Origin of the sequence: Wolbachia endosymbiont (group B) of Schoenobius gigantella (assembly GCF_964031005.1) — a bacterium.
Classification (GTDB): Bacteria; Pseudomonadota; Alphaproteobacteria; order Rickettsiales; family Anaplasmataceae; genus Wolbachia; species Wolbachia pipientis.
The window spans coordinates 1341553-1358879 of the sequence record NZ_OZ035002.1 but is presented as its reverse complement, the minus strand read 5'-3'; the positions used below and the strand labels follow the sequence as shown (position 1 = coordinate 1358879).

12 protein-coding genes, 1 tRNA gene and 1 pseudogene are annotated in these 17327 nt (G+C 36.2%); 4 read left to right on the top strand and 10 right to left on the bottom strand.

From position 1 onward, the window contains the following. Positions 1 to 430 precede the first annotated feature (430 nt). From ACQH2O_RS06355 to ACQH2O_RS06345, 3 genes are all read left to right on the top strand, one after another. Positions 431 to 1030, top strand: coding sequence for a peroxiredoxin (locus tag ACQH2O_RS06355; protein WP_012673206.1), 600 nt, complete (start codon positions 431 to 433; stop codon positions 1028 to 1030). Next, entirely contained in the window at positions 1017 to 1964 is a 948-nt protein-coding gene (trxB, locus tag ACQH2O_RS06350; protein ID WP_038199041.1) for a thioredoxin-disulfide reductase, read from the top strand. The genes ACQH2O_RS06355 and trxB overlap by 14 nt, the downstream gene beginning before the upstream one ends. An 85-nt stretch (positions 1965 to 2049) precedes the next feature. Beyond that, complete coding sequence (locus tag ACQH2O_RS06345) at positions 2050 to 3684, top strand: ankyrin repeat domain-containing protein (protein WP_425385157.1); 1635 nt, start codon at positions 2050 to 2052, stop codon at positions 3682 to 3684. On the opposite strand, the gene ACQH2O_RS06340 is transcribed toward ACQH2O_RS06345, so the two are convergent. Genes ACQH2O_RS06340 through ACQH2O_RS06330 form a run of 3 tightly spaced genes read right to left on the bottom strand, consistent with a single transcriptional unit; the run spans position 3681 to position 7094 of the window. Continuing rightward, positions 3681 to 4610, bottom strand: a complete 930-nt coding sequence (locus ACQH2O_RS06340) for a tyrosine recombinase XerC (protein WP_425385156.1) — start codon at positions 4608 to 4610, stop codon at positions 3681 to 3683. The genes ACQH2O_RS06345 and ACQH2O_RS06340 overlap by 4 nt on opposite strands. Before the next feature lie 2 nt (positions 4611 to 4612). After that, entirely contained in the window at positions 4613 to 5992 is a 1380-nt protein-coding gene (lpdA, locus tag ACQH2O_RS06335) for a dihydrolipoyl dehydrogenase (RefSeq protein WP_010082459.1), read from the bottom strand. Further along, positions 5985 to 7094: a PQQ-binding-like beta-propeller repeat protein gene (locus ACQH2O_RS06330; protein WP_038228167.1), complete on the bottom strand. Its 1110-nt coding sequence runs from the start codon at positions 7092 to 7094 to the stop codon at positions 5985 to 5987. The genes lpdA and ACQH2O_RS06330 overlap by 8 nt, the downstream gene beginning before the upstream one ends. Positions 7095 to 7453: 359 nt before the next feature. On the opposite strand from ACQH2O_RS06330, the pseudogene ACQH2O_RS06325 reads away from it, so the two are divergent. Then, positions 7454 to 8380: pseudogene (locus ACQH2O_RS06325) on the top strand (IS5 family transposase). A gap of 106 nt (positions 8381 to 8486) precedes the next feature. Here ACQH2O_RS06325 and ACQH2O_RS06320 read toward each other — a convergent pair. From ACQH2O_RS06320 to ACQH2O_RS06290, 7 genes are all read right to left on the bottom strand, one after another. Continuing rightward, a tRNA-Ser gene (locus ACQH2O_RS06320) sits at positions 8487 to 8573 on the bottom strand. Between the two features lie 31 nt (positions 8574 to 8604). Continuing rightward, complete coding sequence (locus tag ACQH2O_RS06315) at positions 8605 to 9411, bottom strand: DUF2163 domain-containing protein (RefSeq protein WP_010962809.1); 807 nt, start codon at positions 9409 to 9411, stop codon at positions 8605 to 8607. A 436-nt stretch (positions 9412 to 9847) separates the two neighbouring features. Beyond that, positions 9848 to 11827, bottom strand: a complete 1980-nt coding sequence (locus tag ACQH2O_RS06310; protein ID WP_425385155.1) for a WD0745 family porin — start codon at positions 11825 to 11827, stop codon at positions 9848 to 9850. Between the two features lie 207 nt (positions 11828 to 12034). Further along, the gene (locus ACQH2O_RS06305; protein ID WP_138264949.1) at positions 12035 to 12856 is read right to left on the bottom strand and encodes a 3'-5' exonuclease; all 822 of its coding nucleotides are present in this window, start codon (positions 12854 to 12856) and stop codon (positions 12035 to 12037) included. Then, positions 12849 to 13733, bottom strand: coding sequence for a GTPase Era (gene era, locus ACQH2O_RS06300; protein ID WP_010082484.1), 885 nt, complete (start codon positions 13731 to 13733; stop codon positions 12849 to 12851). The genes ACQH2O_RS06305 and era overlap by 8 nt, the downstream gene beginning before the upstream one ends. A gap of 250 nt (positions 13734 to 13983) precedes the next feature. Continuing rightward, the gene (gene cydB, locus ACQH2O_RS06295; RefSeq protein WP_010962802.1) at positions 13984 to 15006 is read right to left on the bottom strand and encodes a cytochrome d ubiquinol oxidase subunit II; all 1023 of its coding nucleotides are present in this window, start codon (positions 15004 to 15006) and stop codon (positions 13984 to 13986) included. Continuing rightward, the gene (locus ACQH2O_RS06290; RefSeq protein ID WP_425385393.1) at positions 14999 to 16405 is read right to left on the bottom strand and encodes a cytochrome ubiquinol oxidase subunit I; all 1407 of its coding nucleotides are present in this window, start codon (positions 16403 to 16405) and stop codon (positions 14999 to 15001) included. Before ACQH2O_RS06290 ends, cydB begins: the two co-directional genes overlap by 8 nt. Between the last annotated feature and the right edge of the window lie 922 nt (positions 16406 to 17327).

Below are 17327 nucleotides of genomic sequence, written 5' to 3'. Positions count from 1 at the left end.
AATTTAGATTAGTTGCGGCTTAAAAGCAACTGAATCGCGGTTATTAAACGTTTAGAATAAAAAAACGCCATACTTGAAAGTATAATGTAAGTAATTAGCCAACCACGGGGCTTCTTTTGCCTTTTTTTTCGTTTGGCAAATTTTTTAACATTTATAGCTAAACGACAACCGTCATCCCGCTACTTGTTAGCGGGATCTAGAGATACCGCGAATGAATCGCGGTATGACGGTTCGTGGCGGTATGACGGTTCGCGGTGGCATGACGTAGAATTTTATACTCACCAACTCAGTATTCCAACCTGGATTGTATCTTATCGGTAAAAAAGAAGAGCTATTTTAGGAAGTTTTTATAGGACTAAAACCAAAGAAAACTTGCATATAAGTTTATCAAGATGTAAAATTAAAGTTATTTTAAAAGAATAGGTTAATTATGAATCTTGTAACAAAATCTGCTATCGATTTTACTGCTTCATCTGTTCTCTCTGACGGAGAAATTGTTGATGATTTCTGTCTGAGTAAGCGCATAAAAAATAAGTATGCTGTCCTTTTTTTCTATCCACTTGATTTTACTTTTGTTTGCCCAACTGAATTGATATCGCTCAATAATAGAATAAATGAGTTTGCAAAGCGTGGTGTTGAAGTGATAGGAATAAGTGTAGATTCAAAATTTTCACATTATAAATGGCGAAACACTCCAGTTAATGATGGTGGTATTGGAGAGATTAGCTACACTTTAGTGTCTGATATCAAAAAGTCTATATCAAGAGACTATGGGGTCTTATATGATGACTCAATTGCGCTGAGAGCAACTTTCGTTATTGATGATAAATTTATTGTACGTCATCAATCGATAAATGATTTGCCTTTAGGGCGTAATATCGATGAATTCGTTAGAATCGTTGATGCAATTAAACATAATGAGGAGCATGGTGAAGTATGTCCAGCAGGGTGGAAGAAAGGTAAGCCAGCAATGCAGGCAAGCGATGAAGGAGTAGCTGATTATCTAAACTCATACAGTGAAGAATTATAAATTTAGTACAAAAGTTCTTATTATTGGATCTGGGGCAGCGGGTTATGCTGCCGCTATATATGCAGCACGTGCAAACTTAGAGCCAATTGTAGTAACGGGAATGCAGCCTGGTGGTCAGCTTACAATTACTACAGATGTTGAAAACTATCCTGGTTTTGTTTCAATACAGGGTCCAGAACTAATGGAGCAAATGAGGTTTCATGCAGAAAAGGTTGGAGCAAAAATAATAGATGATGAGATAAAAAGCGTTGAACAACTTGAGGACTTTAATGAGTATAGATTTAGATCTTCTGGTAATATCAATGACTACTATTCAGATGCAATGATCATTGCATCTGGTGCGCAAGCGAAGTGGCTTGGTTTAGAAAGTGAAAAGAAATTTCAGGGTTATGGGGTTTCAGCTTGTGCGACTTGCGATGGTGCATTTTTTAGGAATAAAGTTGTAGCTGTGATTGGTGGTGGAAACACTGCTGTTGAAGAAGCAATATTTTTAACTCGATTTGCCAAAGAAGTGATATTAATACACAGGCGTGATAAATTAAGAGCGGAAAAAGTAATGCAAGATAGGCTCTTTAAAAATGATAAAATAAAAGTAATGTGGAACCATACCGTAGAGCAGATTCTTGGAGAAGAAAATCCAAAAAGGGTTGCTGGTATTGCGATTAAATCAGCAGAGATCGATAAAACCCAAGAATTAAAAGTGGATGGAGTGTTCATTGCAATCGGGCATGCACCAAATACGGGTATTTTTAAAGGCTTTGTTGAAATGGATGAGCAGGGTTACATCATTACAAAACCTGGAACAACTTTAACTAGTAGGGCAGGAGTGTTTGCTGCAGGTGATGTTCAAGATAAGGTATATCGTCAGGCAGTAGTTGCAGCAGGAACAGGATGCATGGCTGCGCTTGATGCAGAAAAGTTTTTAGAGTCGTAGTTAATTCTAGGATTTTGAATAAATCGCTTGCAATTTTCCTTTTCTTTTTCATAATTATATTAGTAAATTATTAGGTAGGTTTAATATGCTTTATGGAGGGGATGGGATAAATACTAATGGTTATAGATATAATCAGACAACTTCAAGACAGCTCGATGAACCAACACAAAAGTTATTTAAGGCTATTGATAACGAAAACCCGGAAGCTTTTAAACAAGCTCTGAAAGAAGGTGCGGATGTTAATGCGTTTGATAAGGAGGGCATGACACCTTTGATGTCTATTGTCAATGTCTGCGCTGTCAGCGGTGATGGACAGGCTACGTTAGAGAAAATGGCTAAATTGCTTATACAAAACAGAAGTATCAATATTAATGCTCAGAGTAAGCAATCTGTGTCTACAACACGGACGAGATATGATCCTAGTACACAAAGTGAAATATCAGAATTTATAACAACATCTAATATGCGCAAAGACACAGCTTTACATATTGCTTGTCAAGTTGGGGCTAAAGATGTGGTAAAAATATTGCTCACGCACCCAGATATAAAAACTGATATCAAAAATTATGAATATAAAAGCCCTGAAGATTGTATTGCAAGAGGATTTGAGCGCGTAATAAAATTAGAATTTAAAAAAGCACAAAAAGCAAACGAGTTGTTAGGTGCTCTTTCTAGCAGAAACATTTACCAAGCGAAAAGACCATTAAATCAAGAGTTTAACCCTAATTGCTGGAAAAGAAGCCGAAATGAAGAAATAGAAACGCCGCTTAGCTTAATTATTCAATCATGTTTACAAGGAATAACATCAGATAACAAAGAAGTATTGACAAAACTTTTAAAACATAAAGAGCTAGATTTTAGTCAAATAAAGCCAATACAAGCTATAGAGCAAAATTCGTGGGTGAAGCAAATAATTGAACAAGCCATTACAGGGCGATTAACCGCTACTATTAATAAAAAAGATTTAGATGATGTAAAAAAATTAGTAGAAGATAATTGCTTCATGAGTCATGCAATTGTTACTGCTGCATTGAGGGGTGTTAATAATCCAATCGAATCTATTACAAATTATCTAAATGAAAAATTTCCTGCAAATACATTACAACCTTTGGCAAGTACGAATGATATACCGGTAGGTTCTGAGCAAGTTATACAAGAACTTAAAGGTGAACTTGAAAGAACGAAAGCTCAACTCATAGAAAAAGAACGAGAGCTGGATAGGGTCGTACGCGAAAGAACGAGAGGCATTAACAAAATTTCACAGTTAGAAGAAGATTTAAGGCAGGAAAAATCGGCTCAAAAAACAAAAATCAATGATCTAAATAGTGAAGTAACTCGACTTAATAGAATTGTGTATGGAAGAGCAAGCGACACTGTCGAAATTTCACGATTAAAAAGAGATTTGAAACAAGTAAGGGAAGAAAGAGATAGGCTTTCATCAGAAAGTAGACTGCTCCGTAGTAATAAAAACGAAAAATCCTCGCAAGCAATTTCTTCTGGTAGAAAACTGAGCAACTACGCTTCTGCATGTTTTATATTGCTTGGAGTATATACTGTTGTTGCATGTTTAGTAATAGAAGATTATCCAGGGATAATAAGTGCTTTCTTTACAGCAGTTGCACTGGCTTTTTTTTTATTAGGATGTTGTAGTTTATATAAAGCAAACACAATACTTAGTGATGTTGAAAGCACTCAGCTTGGTGGTTTAGAACGAAGTTAAAGTTTTGATTTCTTCTCCAGGCCCTGCTGAAAATTTTTGTACATGTTAAAAACATCTTGATAATTGAGGTGAGTGTAAATTTGAGTAGTTTCCAGGCTTGAGTGACCAAGCAGTTGTTGTATTGATCTTATGTCAATATCTTCCTGAAGCAAATGAGTAGCAAAACTATGGCGAAATGCATGTGGAGATAAAATTTCTGGTAAATTTAACATTCTCCTTATTTTTTGCAAACGATTGGCCACATAAGTTCTTCCCAATTTTTTTCCTCTTACTCCCAAAAAAAGATATTGTGTTTCATTATTAGTGCCAAGATAAGGACAGGCTTTTACATATTCTTGTATACACTTTTTTACTACCGGAAGAATGAATACCTGCCTTTGTTTATCTCCCTTACCTGTTACTATTAAACTTTCATTGTTAATATCACTAACCCTAAGGTTCAACGCTTCGCTGATTCTTAAGCCTGTACTATATAGCAGGACGATAATCGCAATTTCTCTTTTTACCACCCAAGATTCGCCCAGATCGGATAGTTTCATTTCTTTCAATAAAGTTTTTATATCAGGTATTGATAATGCTTTGGGCAAAGTTCTTCTCTGAATTGGCCTTGATAAGGAAAATACAGCTTCATTGTCTATATTGTGGTTATTTTTTATGTACTTGAAGAAATTTCTGATTACTGAGAGTGCTCGAGTGTTGGATCTTGCGTTTACACCTCTTGCGTAACGAGAGGTAAGCCAACTTCTTAACTCAGGTACGCTCAATTTTTCCAAAGTGCCGACATTTACTTCTCCACCAATGTGAGTATTTAGGAAACTTATAAGATCCTTCAAGTCCCTCATGTATGACTCTAAAGTGTTTGGTGAATAAGATCTGTTGCACCTCAGCCACTCATACCATTTTGCAATGATTGAACCGAGGTCCACAATTATTTTTTAAAGAAAGCATCGATGCACGCATCTCGAAAGGCTTCATTTATATCAGGATGAGAGTGACAAATTCTGTATATATCCTCTGCTGCTGCGCTATATGCCATTGCAACTGCTGCTTCGTTGATTAGCGTATCAGCGTATGCTCCTATGATATGCACACCTAGTATTGTATCTGCTCTGCTACAAGTCAGCACTTTCACGAATCCTTCAGCATCATCAGTGATTTTTGCTCTGCCGTTTGCAGCAAATTGACATTTACCAACTTTGTACTTACGGCCAGCATTTTTGAGTTCCTCTTCGGTTTTACCAATCGAAGAAACCGCAGGGTGAGTGTAAATGACAGATGGTATGATTCCATAATCAACGTGAGGTGACTGTCCTGCTATTATCTCTGCAACTGCCACTCCTTCTTCCTCTGCTTTATGAGCAAGCATTGCTCCACCGATCACATCACCAATAGCAAATATTCCTTTCACATTAGTTTCATATCTGTTGTTAACTTGAACGAAACCGCGATTATCTTTTTCTATTTTTTCATCAATACCAAGATTCTCAGTGCATGGTTTGCGTCCTGCTGCCACCAATACCTTATCCGCCTCTATAGTGTTTGTTTGATTATCTTTTACAGAGCAAACTTTCACACTCAAAGAATTACTACTTTGTTTTATCTCCTCAACTTTAGTGCTAAGTAAAAATTTTATTCCTTGTTTTTGTAGACTAGAAAGTAGAGACTTACTTAATTCTCCATCCATTGCTGCAGCGATTCTGTCAAAAAATTCTACTACAGTGACTTCAGACCCTAGCCTCCTCCATACAGAAGACATTTCAAGCCCTATTGCCCCGGCTCCGATTACGACAAGTTTTTTTGGTACTTCAGTTAAAGATAATGCACCAGTTGATGAAATAATACTTTTCTCATCGATATTAATTCCTGGCAAAGAAATAACGTCAGAACCGGTTGCAATTACTATATTTTTTGTCTTCAGCACCTTACCTTCAACTGAAACTTCAAGATTACCTTGGTCAAAAGAAGCAAGCCCATTGATTTTAGTGATTTTGTGAAGGTTAAACAGATATTCTATACCTTTTCCAAGTTCCTGAACTCTGGCGTCCTTATAGCCTAGCATTTCTTTTAAATCGAAACTTGCATCCTTAATTTTTATGCCAAGCTTCGACAGATCATTTTTCGTGTGAGCATACTGATAGGAAGAATGAAGTAGTGCTTTGGAAGGTATGCATCCAACTCGCAAGCATGTACCACCAAAAATGCTATTTTTATCTATGCAGGCAACTTTCAATCCAAGTTTTGCAGCAGCGATAGCACACTTATAGCCTCCTGGGCCACCACCTATAACAATTAAATCATAATCAGTCATAAAAAACAAACCTATTTTCTAAAGAATAAACACCTTTTCCCTCAGTTGTTACATATATCTTATTGCGAGTAAACACTGGAGTGTGAAACACATTACCAGGTACTTTGACTACCTTTCCTGCACTTTCAGATCCCGGAAAAGCAAACATTGAACCTTTATTGCTTGTCACCCACAGTGTATGGGCATGCATAATTGGAGCAAACAATTGCGTATTTTCTATTAAATCAGATGCCCAGACTGTTTCTCCATTTTTTATATCCAGGCCAATTATTTTATCGTCTTTAGTAACTATAAAAATTCTTCCGCCTTCTTTTTGTTTCTCTGCAGGAATAAGAGGACTATAATATGACTCAATGTCTGATACACTTTTTACTTGCAGTGACTTTGACCATAAAATATTTCCTGATTTCACGTCAATGCTATAAATATAAGAATTATTTGTAGCTATTAAAGTATCGCCAAGCACTCTCGGTGTAGTAGTTACATCTGTGAGCTGTGTATCCAAAAGGTTTGTAGCCAATTTTTGGCTCCACAATTTTTTACCGTCTTCATTAAAAGCTATTAACTCACCATTTGAAAATGGTGCTATTATTTTATCATTAGAAATTGCTGGCGATATGGAATACAAACCTCGAACCTCATTGATGCCGTTTTGATAAGTCCAAACGAAGCTGCCATCTTTTATATCAAACACGTACAGATAATTATCAATAGTCAATACTACCAATTTATTGTTTATTACTGCTGCTTTCCCTCTTACTGGAGCTCTCAATTCTTTTTCCCACTGAATCTCGCCGGTTTTTGCATCTATTGTGTGTAGAACGTTATCCACTATAAAGAAAACGTTTCCTCTGTGACGCAATAGGCTCATGTTACTAATTTTTTTTCTGTGTGAGAGGTGTAATTTCCAATTCATAGCCTTTGAGTTATCAATATCAAAGGAATATAAAGCGCCGTGCTTGTCTGATAAAATAACGCTATCTTCTGTAAGCACTGGAGCTACATATCCTTGAGATAGTTTTTTATCCACTAGACTTATTCTCTCGCTTGCCATTGTGTAACTGCTACACAATAACATTATCATGACAATTATTACTTTCATTATTTATTGAAAACAAGATTCATTAATATACATCTTAAGAACCTTAATTACAACGGAAATGTTCTTGCTGCATGTTAAAAACGTTGATTTATGAACGAAATATTATATTATTATGTGAGATAATGTATACTCTTAGAGGTAGTACACCTCATCCACTATGCGGCAACGTGCATAGCTGTACGAACATTGAGATATAAAAGTAATTTATACCAAGAAGAAAGATGTCATCCAAATAGCCTCTTTTCCTGTCATCCCAGTGCTTGACACTGGGATGGCTCTGTTGCATCGCAACTGAAAAAATCTGGTGGCTACTGACAAAATTCATTATAAAATAGCCATTTAACCGCTTAAGGAAAAATATGCCACAAAAAATGAGAGTTAGTAACTGCCATGAATATAACAAATTTCTAGAAAAAAGAGGAAATATTTTTCGTTACATCGATAAAGCTATCGAAAATTGGTATGAAAATAGTCCAAAAATGCAGGGCGGCAACTATATTTATAGTGATAAAGTTGTGATTTTAGTGCATATAATCGTTAATCTTTTTAGAATTGGCTTAAGACAAACAGTCGGGTTTATAAAAGGATATTTGCAACAAATAGGAAGAGATTTAGCAGTTATCAGCTATTCGCAAGCTTCAAAAAAAACTTAATATTAAGATCAATGATTGCAGAATTGATAAAAATAATATGGAAGATATCGAAATTGCCATAGATAGCACAAGCATCAGCATTTATAACAACACACAGCAAGGAAAATAGCGCTGACAGAAAATATCGTGGTTATGAACAGACAAGAAAATTGCATGTAATGTTGAATATAAACAGCAAAAAAGCCATAGCTGCAAAATACAGTAACGGTCTGATCACTATGGAGCTTGCGATTTACTTAAAGGAGTTAATTTTCAGCATGCCATAAAAGCACTATATGCAGACAGAGCATATGACAGACATAAACTCTATAAATTGTGTGATGAATGCGGCATAAAGACAAAAATTCCTCCAAAAAAACAATGCAGCAGAGCATCCAAAGTATGGCAGAGAGAAATGCTGCAATTAGACTAATAAAGTCATACAGCGAAGATGGAATGAAGAGGTGGAAAAGGCAAACAAACTACGGAAAAAGATCTTATGTAGAAAGTTTTTTCTCGCGACTGAAACAAACATTCGGGTTTAATTTTCGGAACAAATCTGAAATTAATCGTGGGAAGGAACTGCTACTCAAGTGTTATTTGCTTAATCAATTTACTGACATTGGTATGGCTAAATTTGAAATGGCTACATGAATTTATCGTAAATTACCACCGCATAGTTGTAACATTGTACCATATTACAATGTTCGTACAGTTGTGTGCGCGACCGGGGGTTTTATACTATTCTAGAAGTAACATACGGAAAAGGGGGGATTCGAACCCCCGACATATTTTCATATGTGCACGCTTTCCAAGCGTGTGCTTTAGACCACTCAGCCACCTTTCCATGCTTATTCATAATATTGAAAATTGTACTGCTAAACAATATAAAAGCCTGGTATATAGGGTTCACCACGAAAATTCACAGTATTGTTAAACTTGCTTCTGCAAGTTGGAAATGTTTTATCGCAACCTGCGAGTATTGAATATTTATCTCCAGCAAAAATTTGGTATGGAGGCGAAGTAAACAACGTAACTACTTTATTTTTATATTCTTTTACTACACCTTCAAACGCTATTGAGCCAAAGAATTTTACTACTCCGTGCTTATAATATTCATCACTCTCAGTTAAATTCGTGTCTTCAAATCTTCTTTCGTCTATTACTTTAGTGATTGTACTTATTTTACTAAATTTTTTAGTATCGGCTTTACATTTATCATCGCAAAATTGTGCTCTGCATGCAGGAGAGTATAATTCTGCTATGCTTCTCTCAAGCTTTGCTGAAAGCCCTCTAATTTCAACAATAAATCTTCCACTACTTAATGTCACTTTACCAAAAATTCCTGAATGTAGATTCATTGTTCCCTGGGTCAAGTCTTTATAATTCACAAGAAATATTTCAATATTTGCAAAGTCGTACTTTCCTGATAAAACATCTTCTTCTTTAATATCAGCACTATTTAATATCCCTTCAATTTCTAGATTATCAGTTTTCAAATCGCTGTTTAATATTATACTACTGGCTGTAAATCCACTTGAAGATTTATAGAGTATATTATCAATATTTAAATCTTCATCATAGTCAGTGAATCCCATTACTTCTCCACCTGCGAGCTTTAATTTCCAGCACGTAGCGGTGGTAAGTAATTCTCCAGCTAAATGATTTTTTAGTGTGGTTTGCATAGGGGCCTCCTGCTTAATTGATTAAATTTGAAAGTAGCTATACGGCCAGTAGAATAAGGGCAGTGTGTTCTTTTCTCATCATCTAAGTAGCCATAAAGCGTCATTCCGGTGACCATAGGGTGTCATTCCAGTGCTTGACACTGGAATCCAGGAAATTTTGCTTGTAAGTAAGCAAACTGATTTGGTGAGCATAAAAAGTGGCTGATCTTATTCTGAATAAACGCTTTTGATGAAGTTGCATGGAAAGCTGGATCCCAGTGTCTGGGCACTGGGATGACATCCTTCTTGGTGGAGTGTCCTCAAATCACAATGTTCGTACAGTTGTGTGTCACGCACTGGGATGACAGGAGAGAGGACACCATATGTTTATTTGATCGACAAATAAACACTAACAGACAAGAATACACCACAGTTAACTGTGGTGTGTACTGGCTGGTTAGAAAGAAAACTTCACACCAGTAAGAAGGAGAATTCCTTGGTTAGAAGGTACATCAGCATCAGACTCATCTTTCAGCTTACCTGTTTCGTTAGTCATAAAATAATGGAGAGCTGCGTAAGGAACAAATTTGCTCTTACTGCATGCAGGAGACAGATCATATTGAACGCCAAGTGCACCATCATGAAGCATATCTTTGTCATTCATTCTGCTGCCAAAATACGTCAAACTTGTGTAGATATTCTCATGTTGATACCCAGCTCCTACAGTCCAATACATGGTATCTATACTATCTTTACCAAATTGAGCTTTCAGCCCTTCCACTCTTTTGCCATCAGTAGCATCTTTACTATCAATTTCCGTGTAGGTATCACCAATTAATTTTTTAATACCCTTCGGTTGACCAGATTTGCCCAAGTATGCAAAAGAGGCAGCAAACTTTACGCCTTGATCTTCATTAATCTTATAATCAGCGCTTACACCAAAATTAACACCCATCAGGTCATTATACTCCACAAATTCCTTATAAAGATGCTTATCTTTACTTGGTTGCTTTGGAAAGCCATATTCACCAACTGCAGAAGTTTTAACTTTTATGTTATGTTTATCAAAGTCATATTCATATGATGCACCAGCACTTACTATGTGCTCATAGTCTGGGCCGACATGCTTTATCGTTTCCTTATGTTCTATCTTACCGCCTTTATCTTCTGAAACTGTTTCTTTTACAGTAAACAAACCACTATCATAACGAGGTGAGTAGCTGATACCAAATCTTGCGCCCATATAATTTGGTGAGTAGTAAGCAACTCTAAATGGCAGTGTAGTCATAACGCCTTTGTTATATTTCCCTGCCATGCGGAAAGAGAATTTTTCACTTTCACTCGAAAAACTTTCAGTGTAAAGACGTGGTGTTACATAAAATGGAAAGCTAGCAGCGCTTCCTTCTAAGTTCACTTTTCTGAACCAGTCACTATCTGCAGCTCCGTTAACAGTCGCAATTCTTGTTGCATCAAGCCTCATCAGAGCCTCAGGACCAAATTGGTAACCAAGCTTCACGTCACCATATTTTGAGTTAACAAACACATGCGCACTTCTGCCTTTTGCAGCATAAACACCCTGTGAAGCTCCCTTACCTTCGGTCACTGGAACATGAAACTGCACGTTAGCACCATAAAGAAGACCTAAATCTTCATTCTTATTTTCTGCTCTGAGGTGCAATATTGCATCAGCAATCATACCCATATCGTTGCTGTAATCACCAATATTTCCTATTCCTTCATAGAATATTGGATTTGCTCCTCTTGTTATATCTGGAGTGGCATTATAATACTCTGTAGATCTGTTTGGCATAACGTTATAACGTTTATAATCTGCGCCACTTGGTCCAGCTTTGCCATAACCTTGAGCATCAACAACACCACCAAAAGTTATTCTTAAATTACTTTGCCCTTGATTGGTATCGATAATATCAACTCCACCAACTGAAACAACAGGACTTGCCTTACCTTTTTCCTCTGTATTTTTGTTAACAACTTTTATATCCTTCTTTACATCTTTAGCTTCAACTTTAGCATTCTTAGTTTTAGAACGCTTAGTTTTTGAAACTTTACCTTTTTCTATATTAGAATTCTTAGCGTTTAGAGCTTTCGCTTTTGAATCCTCTATAAGCTTTGCTTTTTTCTCATTTGCTAGCCTGATCTCCTCTTTTTTCTTCTGCTCGGCTGCTAATCTTAGCTCCTCTTTTTTCTTAAGCTCTTCAGCTTTTTTTCTTGGATCAGCATTACATATTCTGTCCATCTTTTCTTTCAGTTTTTTATTTGATGTTTTCATAACTTCCACTTTTCCAGAAGTTTTTGTGCTCTCTTGCTTTTTTATTTCCTTCATACTCTCATCAGGAAAGTCAGCTGCAAAACTGCTGAAAGAACATAAAGTTAATAAAGAAACTAGAGCAGTTCTAGTATACATAGACTTTTTCATGAAGTGCCCCCAAAAAATTTCGAAATCATATCTTAAATGTAAATAGTATAAAAATGTTGAAAATTCAACTTAAAGCAACCTTATAACGAAAATAAAAGTAAAATGCAATACCTTAAAAGCAACTTTCTTAATATGCTCAACGTGTATATTAACCAAAATTTAGTACAGAGGCTCGCTTGTTAGTGCATTATAACTCGACTATTTATTCTATGGAAGTAAAATTTTTCCACCACAAGTTATTTGCCATTCTTCTTTAAATTTCTTTAGGTATTCTTTTTTTTCGCACTCTAAAAGTAGCTCTTCCACACTTTTGTTGTAGCTTTCAGTAGTAATCCTTCCCTGATGATGCATGAACCTTAAGTAAATCAAATAAGTGTTAATTACATCTGTTTCACAATAATCTCGAATCTCTTGTATCTTGCCGCTATTGTATAAGTCCATAACTTGTGACCCATCAACTCCAATCTTACCAGGAAGATTAAATGCTGCACAAACTTCGTTCATTTTTACTCTCGCAGAAGCTCCAAAATCAGAGAGGGATTCAAGCAAATCACAATGCCAATCACTGCTATATCTCTGATTGTAACTATTCCACTTATCGCCAGCTTTATGAAAATATTCTGCTTGAATGCCATGGACCATAGCACGATACTTCAGCACTGGTATATCAAAAGTGCGTCCGTTGAACGAAACTAATCTTGGCTTTTTCTCTGATATGTAGTTAAAAAATCCTTTCACTAGCTCCTTTTCACTGGAATTTAGTGTGCCTCCAGATCTTATTTCTTGCAGTGTGAACACCTCATAACCACTCTGGTAGCTTATATTGCAAAGTAAAAAACTAATAACTACAACAAGGTGAAAAGGCTGACGCAGAAAAGAGTTTTGCCCGTTTGTTATTTCAAGATGATATTTTGTTAATGCATCCCTCTTCTCTTCTACACTACTATCATCACTAATATTGAGTAAATTTTTGCAGGAATTTACATCTGGTATAGTTTCAATATCAAATACCAATAAAGAATTAAGCATTGCCTATATACTCCTCCGGACGGTCGATCCAAGGTCGCACTTTCACAAATAAAAAGAGGTGTACCTTGCACTCAAATAATTTTTCTAGTTCAGCACGCGCTTCGATATTAATTTTTTTAATATTACTGCCATCTTTTCCTAGTACTATTTTTTTATGACTATCTTTCAACACAAATATGATCTGTTTGATGACTAAACTCTTATCTTTTTTTTCCTCAAATTGTTCAGTTATAACAGCTGTAGAGTATGGCAATTCTTCACGCAAGTTCAAGAATAATTTTTCTCTCGTAATTTCTGCTGATAAAAAATTTGTCGAGGAATCGGTTATTTGATCTTCTTCATAAAACCAGGGGCTCACCGATGCAACTTCAGACAAGTAATTCATCAAATCAGAAAGTCCATCATTCTTTAATGCTGATATCATAAAAACCTTTTCAAATTTATAAAGCAAATTCAGATGCTCATGCGCCATCTTTAATTCAGGCCTTTTTACCAAATCAGTTTTATTGATAACCAAAATGCATCTGCCTTTTGTGCGCTGCAGCCGCATAAATATAGTCTTAATTCTTTCTATATTTTTCAAATAATTGCTTACATCAACAAGCAACAAAGTGATGTCACTATCCTTAACTGCCGACCATGCAGATTTGACTAAAGCTTTTTCAAGTTTTGTTTCTGCTGAGAAAATTCCTGGGGAGTCAGTAAAGACAATTTGTGTGTTGTTGCATGTTGCAACACCCCTTATTTGCGTCCTTGTTGTTTGCACTTTAGGGGTGACAATTGCAATTTTCTTGCCTATGATGCTGTTAATTAATGTAGACTTCCCAGCATTTGGTAAGCCAGCTATGGTTACAAATAAGCATTTTTGTTCTTTCACAAAGAAAATTATAAAGAAAACTGAATGCCCGCGTCAAGCTACTTATATGACAAGAAGGATGACAGAACCCTTTTTGGTTAGCATGCAAAAAGGAAAAAAACTTATTCTACAAATTAAAAATACAATATACTCAAAAACTTTTCAGAAAATCCATAGGAGGGTTTGCTAATGAAGGCTATTGAGTTGACGCCATTGCCTGAACGACTGCTTGATTTAAGGGTAACGTTTTAACCATAAGGTCACTAACTCCTTAATATGTGTGTTCATAATTTGATTTTCCACGAAAGACATAATAGCAATAACCAGTGTAAGTTAAAATGATTGGTAAAAGCGGTATTATAACAATGAGCATTAAAGATAAACTTGGCCCAGAAGCAGCTGCATCCAGAATGGTATATTGAAAAGGTATAATCCATGGGTAGATACTAATTCCTAAACCTAAATATCCCATAAAAAAAATAGCAATACTGAGAAAGAATGGACGGTACTCCCGTTTAGTATTCTGAAGATCAAACCACAGCATGAAAAATAGCCAAGATGTGAGTAATGGAATAGAAAATAAATAATAAAAATTTGGCATGCTAAACCAAAAGTTTTTAATACGTTCATTTAAAAATGGTGTCACTACACTCACTAGTCCCATGAAAATACCTACAAAACCAAGCGTATAAGAAGCAACCTTGCGTGCCCATTCTTGTGTTATATTTTCTGTCTTCATTATGAGCCATGTAGAACCTAAAAGTGCATATCCAAATATCACAGCAATGCCTGTCATTACACTAAAAGCACTTGCCCAATCAAATTGGCCACCAGAAAAGTTGCGTCCGTTTACTTCTACACCATGTATAAATGCACCTAAAATCATGCCTTGGCAAAATGCAGCACCAAGTGACCCAAAATGAAAGGCATAATCCCATAATCGCCTGTATTTTCCTTCTGCCTTAAAACGAAACTCAAAGGATACTCCGCGCACTATAAGGCCAAGCAGCATAATAATGATTGGAATATAAAAAGCAGGCATTAATATTGAATATGCAAGAGGAAAAGCAGCAAACAACCCTCCACCACCCAATACCAACCATGTTTCGTTTCCATCCCAAAATGGTGCAATTGAGCTTATCATGTGATCACGGCATTTATCTGACGGTGCAAAAGGAAGTAAAATACCAATACCTAAATCAAACCCATCCATTAAAATATACAGTAAAACAGCTATGGCAATTAGTAATCCCCAGATTAGGGGTAAATTAATTAAGGAAGAAAAATCAAACATGATTGTTGTCCTTTCCAGATGTACCAGCATCAATCACTGAAGCTCCAATACCGTGTTTATAAAATTGCTCTTCTTCTTTAATGACAGGAATTCCTTTGTATATAAGTTTCAGAATATAGTAACTACCTGCTCCAAATATAAGGGTATACATAACGATAAATGCAATCAAAGACCATGCAACCTGAGGACCGGTAATCGCAGATGAAAATGATTCAATTGTGCGCATAATTCCATATACAGTGTAAGGTTGACGGCCAATTTCAGTAGTAAACCAACCTGCAAGTAACGCTATGAACCCAGACGGCATCATTGATATCCACCATCCATGTAAGAAACAACTTTGGAATAATTTGCCACGAAGATACTGTATAACACTTACTGACCCAATTATGATCATTAAAATTCCAACTCCAACCATTATACGGAAGGACCAGAATACCCATACTACAGGTGGCCTATCTTCTTTTTTCCATTCCTTTAATCCTTTTACTTCTCCTAAAAAATCATGTGTTAAGATCAAGCTGGCAAGATTAGGAATTTTTATCTCGTAGTGATTAATTTCATTTTGCTGATCCGGATAAGCAAATAAAAGTAAGCCAGCCCCTTTTTCGGTTTCCCATATACCTTCCATTGCAGCAATCTTAGCAGGTTGATGCTTTAGTGTATTTAATCCATGCCTATCTCCCATGAACAGCTGAAATGGTGCAGCTAAAGCTACCATAATGGTTGCCATACCAAGCATAATTCTTGCTTGAGGAGCATGTCGTTTTCTCCAAAGATAAAATGCTCCTACACCACCAACCACAAAAGCTGTTGTAAGATAGGCTGCTGTTACCATATGAATAAAGCGATAAGGGAAAGAAGGATTAAAAATAATCTCTAACCAGTTGGTTGGATATAGGAGACCATTCTCACCAATCGTGAATCCAGCGGGTGTTTGCATCCAACTGTTGGCCGCAATAATCCAAAAAGCTGAAATAAGCGTTCCCACTGCAACAATACAAGTAGAAGCAAAGTGCATACGAGAACTTACTCTATTCCATCCAAATAGCATAATACTCAAAAAAGATGCCTCCAGAAAAAAGGCTGTTAAAACCTCAAAGGAAAATAGAGGGCCGAGAACATTGGCTACGCGGTCAGAAAAAATCGACCAATTGGTACCAAGTTGATATGACATTACAACTCCAGATACCACTCCCATGCCAAAAGCAACGGCAAAAATCTTGATCCAGAATTTATAAACATCACGGAAACGTGTATCACCAGTCTTAAGCCAACACCATTCCAAAAAGGCTAGAAAACTTGCAAGCCCGATCGTGAAAGCAGGAAATATAATGTGAAAGCCTATTGTGAAGGCAAACTGAATTCGAGCTAGCAGCACAGAACTAAATTCAAACATTTTATCCAATACCCATGTATTACAAATAATAGCCAAATCTACCTATAATTCAATCCATTTTTTCACAAAATTGACCTTACCCAGAAAAAGTAGAGAGAAAGTTAAGACGTTTTTGTCATGAGAATAAATTGTGCAGGAATACAACTGTTCTCCCTTGTCATACCGTCACGGTATCTCTAGATCCCGCTAACACGTAGCGGAATGACGAATTACTTAACCATCATTACACCGTCATACCGCGATTTATTCGCGGTATCTCTTAGCCGCTAACAAGCAGCGGGATACTTAACCATCATCTACACCGTCATACCGCGATTCATTCGCGGTATCTCAAAGCATAGATCCCGCTAACACGTAGCGGGATGACGGTTGTTGTTTAGCTATAAATATTAAGAAATTTACCAAATGAAAAAAAAGGCAAAAGAAGCCCCGTGGTTATTATCCGCTTTAAAATATTGGCGTTTTTTATGTTTTAAACGCTTGACAAGCAAGATTAAGCTGCTTTTAATTGCAACTAACTTACGCTGCAAATGTTTAAGAAATTTACCAAGCAGAAAAAAAGACAAAGAATCCCCGAGTTAGCTAGTCTTTTACTATCTCTGTCGAGTATTGGCATTTTTTGATGTCTTGTAACGCTTTATAAGCGCGTTCAGCTTATTTAGATAAAAATCTAGATGTAGATGAAGTTTTGTAAAGACATACAGTATCTATATACTGCAAAAAATTGAACATAAGACGCCGATACATTAAGTAATCCTTACCTTTTAATCTGCAGATTGGCGAAAGCAAATACAATAGCTTCAGTTTCATGATAAGGGGGTTGGCGAAGGGTGTCAAGTAACTTTTGCATTTAATCCATTTCTATGGCTTATATAATAATCGTTATTGTAGTATAATTTAGAATAATGCAATAGATACCTAA

Excerpts from the sequence above, each read along its gene's own strand:
- cydB (WP_010962802.1), bottom strand. The coding sequence starts at position 15,006 with ATGTTTGATTTTTCTTCCTTAATTAATTTACCCCTAATCTGGGGATTA.
- ACQH2O_RS06305 (WP_138264949.1), bottom strand. The coding sequence starts at position 12,856 with ATGCTTAATTCTTTATTGGTATTTGATATTGAAACTATACCAGATGTA.
- ACQH2O_RS06345 (WP_425385157.1), top strand. The coding sequence starts at position 2,050 with ATGCTTTATGGAGGGGATGGGATAAATACTAATGGTTATAGATATAAT.
- ACQH2O_RS06355 (WP_012673206.1), top strand. The coding sequence starts at position 431 with ATGAATCTTGTAACAAAATCTGCTATCGATTTTACTGCTTCATCTGTT.
- ACQH2O_RS06315 (WP_010962809.1), bottom strand. The coding sequence starts at position 9,411 with ATGCAAACCACACTAAAAAATCATTTAGCTGGAGAATTACTTACCACC.
- lpdA (WP_010082459.1), bottom strand. The coding sequence starts at position 5,992 with ATGACTGATTATGATTTAATTGTTATAGGTGGTGGCCCAGGAGGCTAT.
- ACQH2O_RS06290 (WP_425385393.1), bottom strand. The coding sequence starts at position 16,405 with ATGTTTGAATTTAGTTCTGTGCTGCTAGCTCGAATTCAGTTTGCCTTC.
- ACQH2O_RS06330 (WP_038228167.1), bottom strand. The coding sequence starts at position 7,094 with ATGAAAGTAATAATTGTCATGATAATGTTATTGTGTAGCAGTTACACA.
- ACQH2O_RS06310 (WP_425385155.1), bottom strand. The coding sequence starts at position 11,827 with ATGAAAAAGTCTATGTATACTAGAACTGCTCTAGTTTCTTTATTAACT.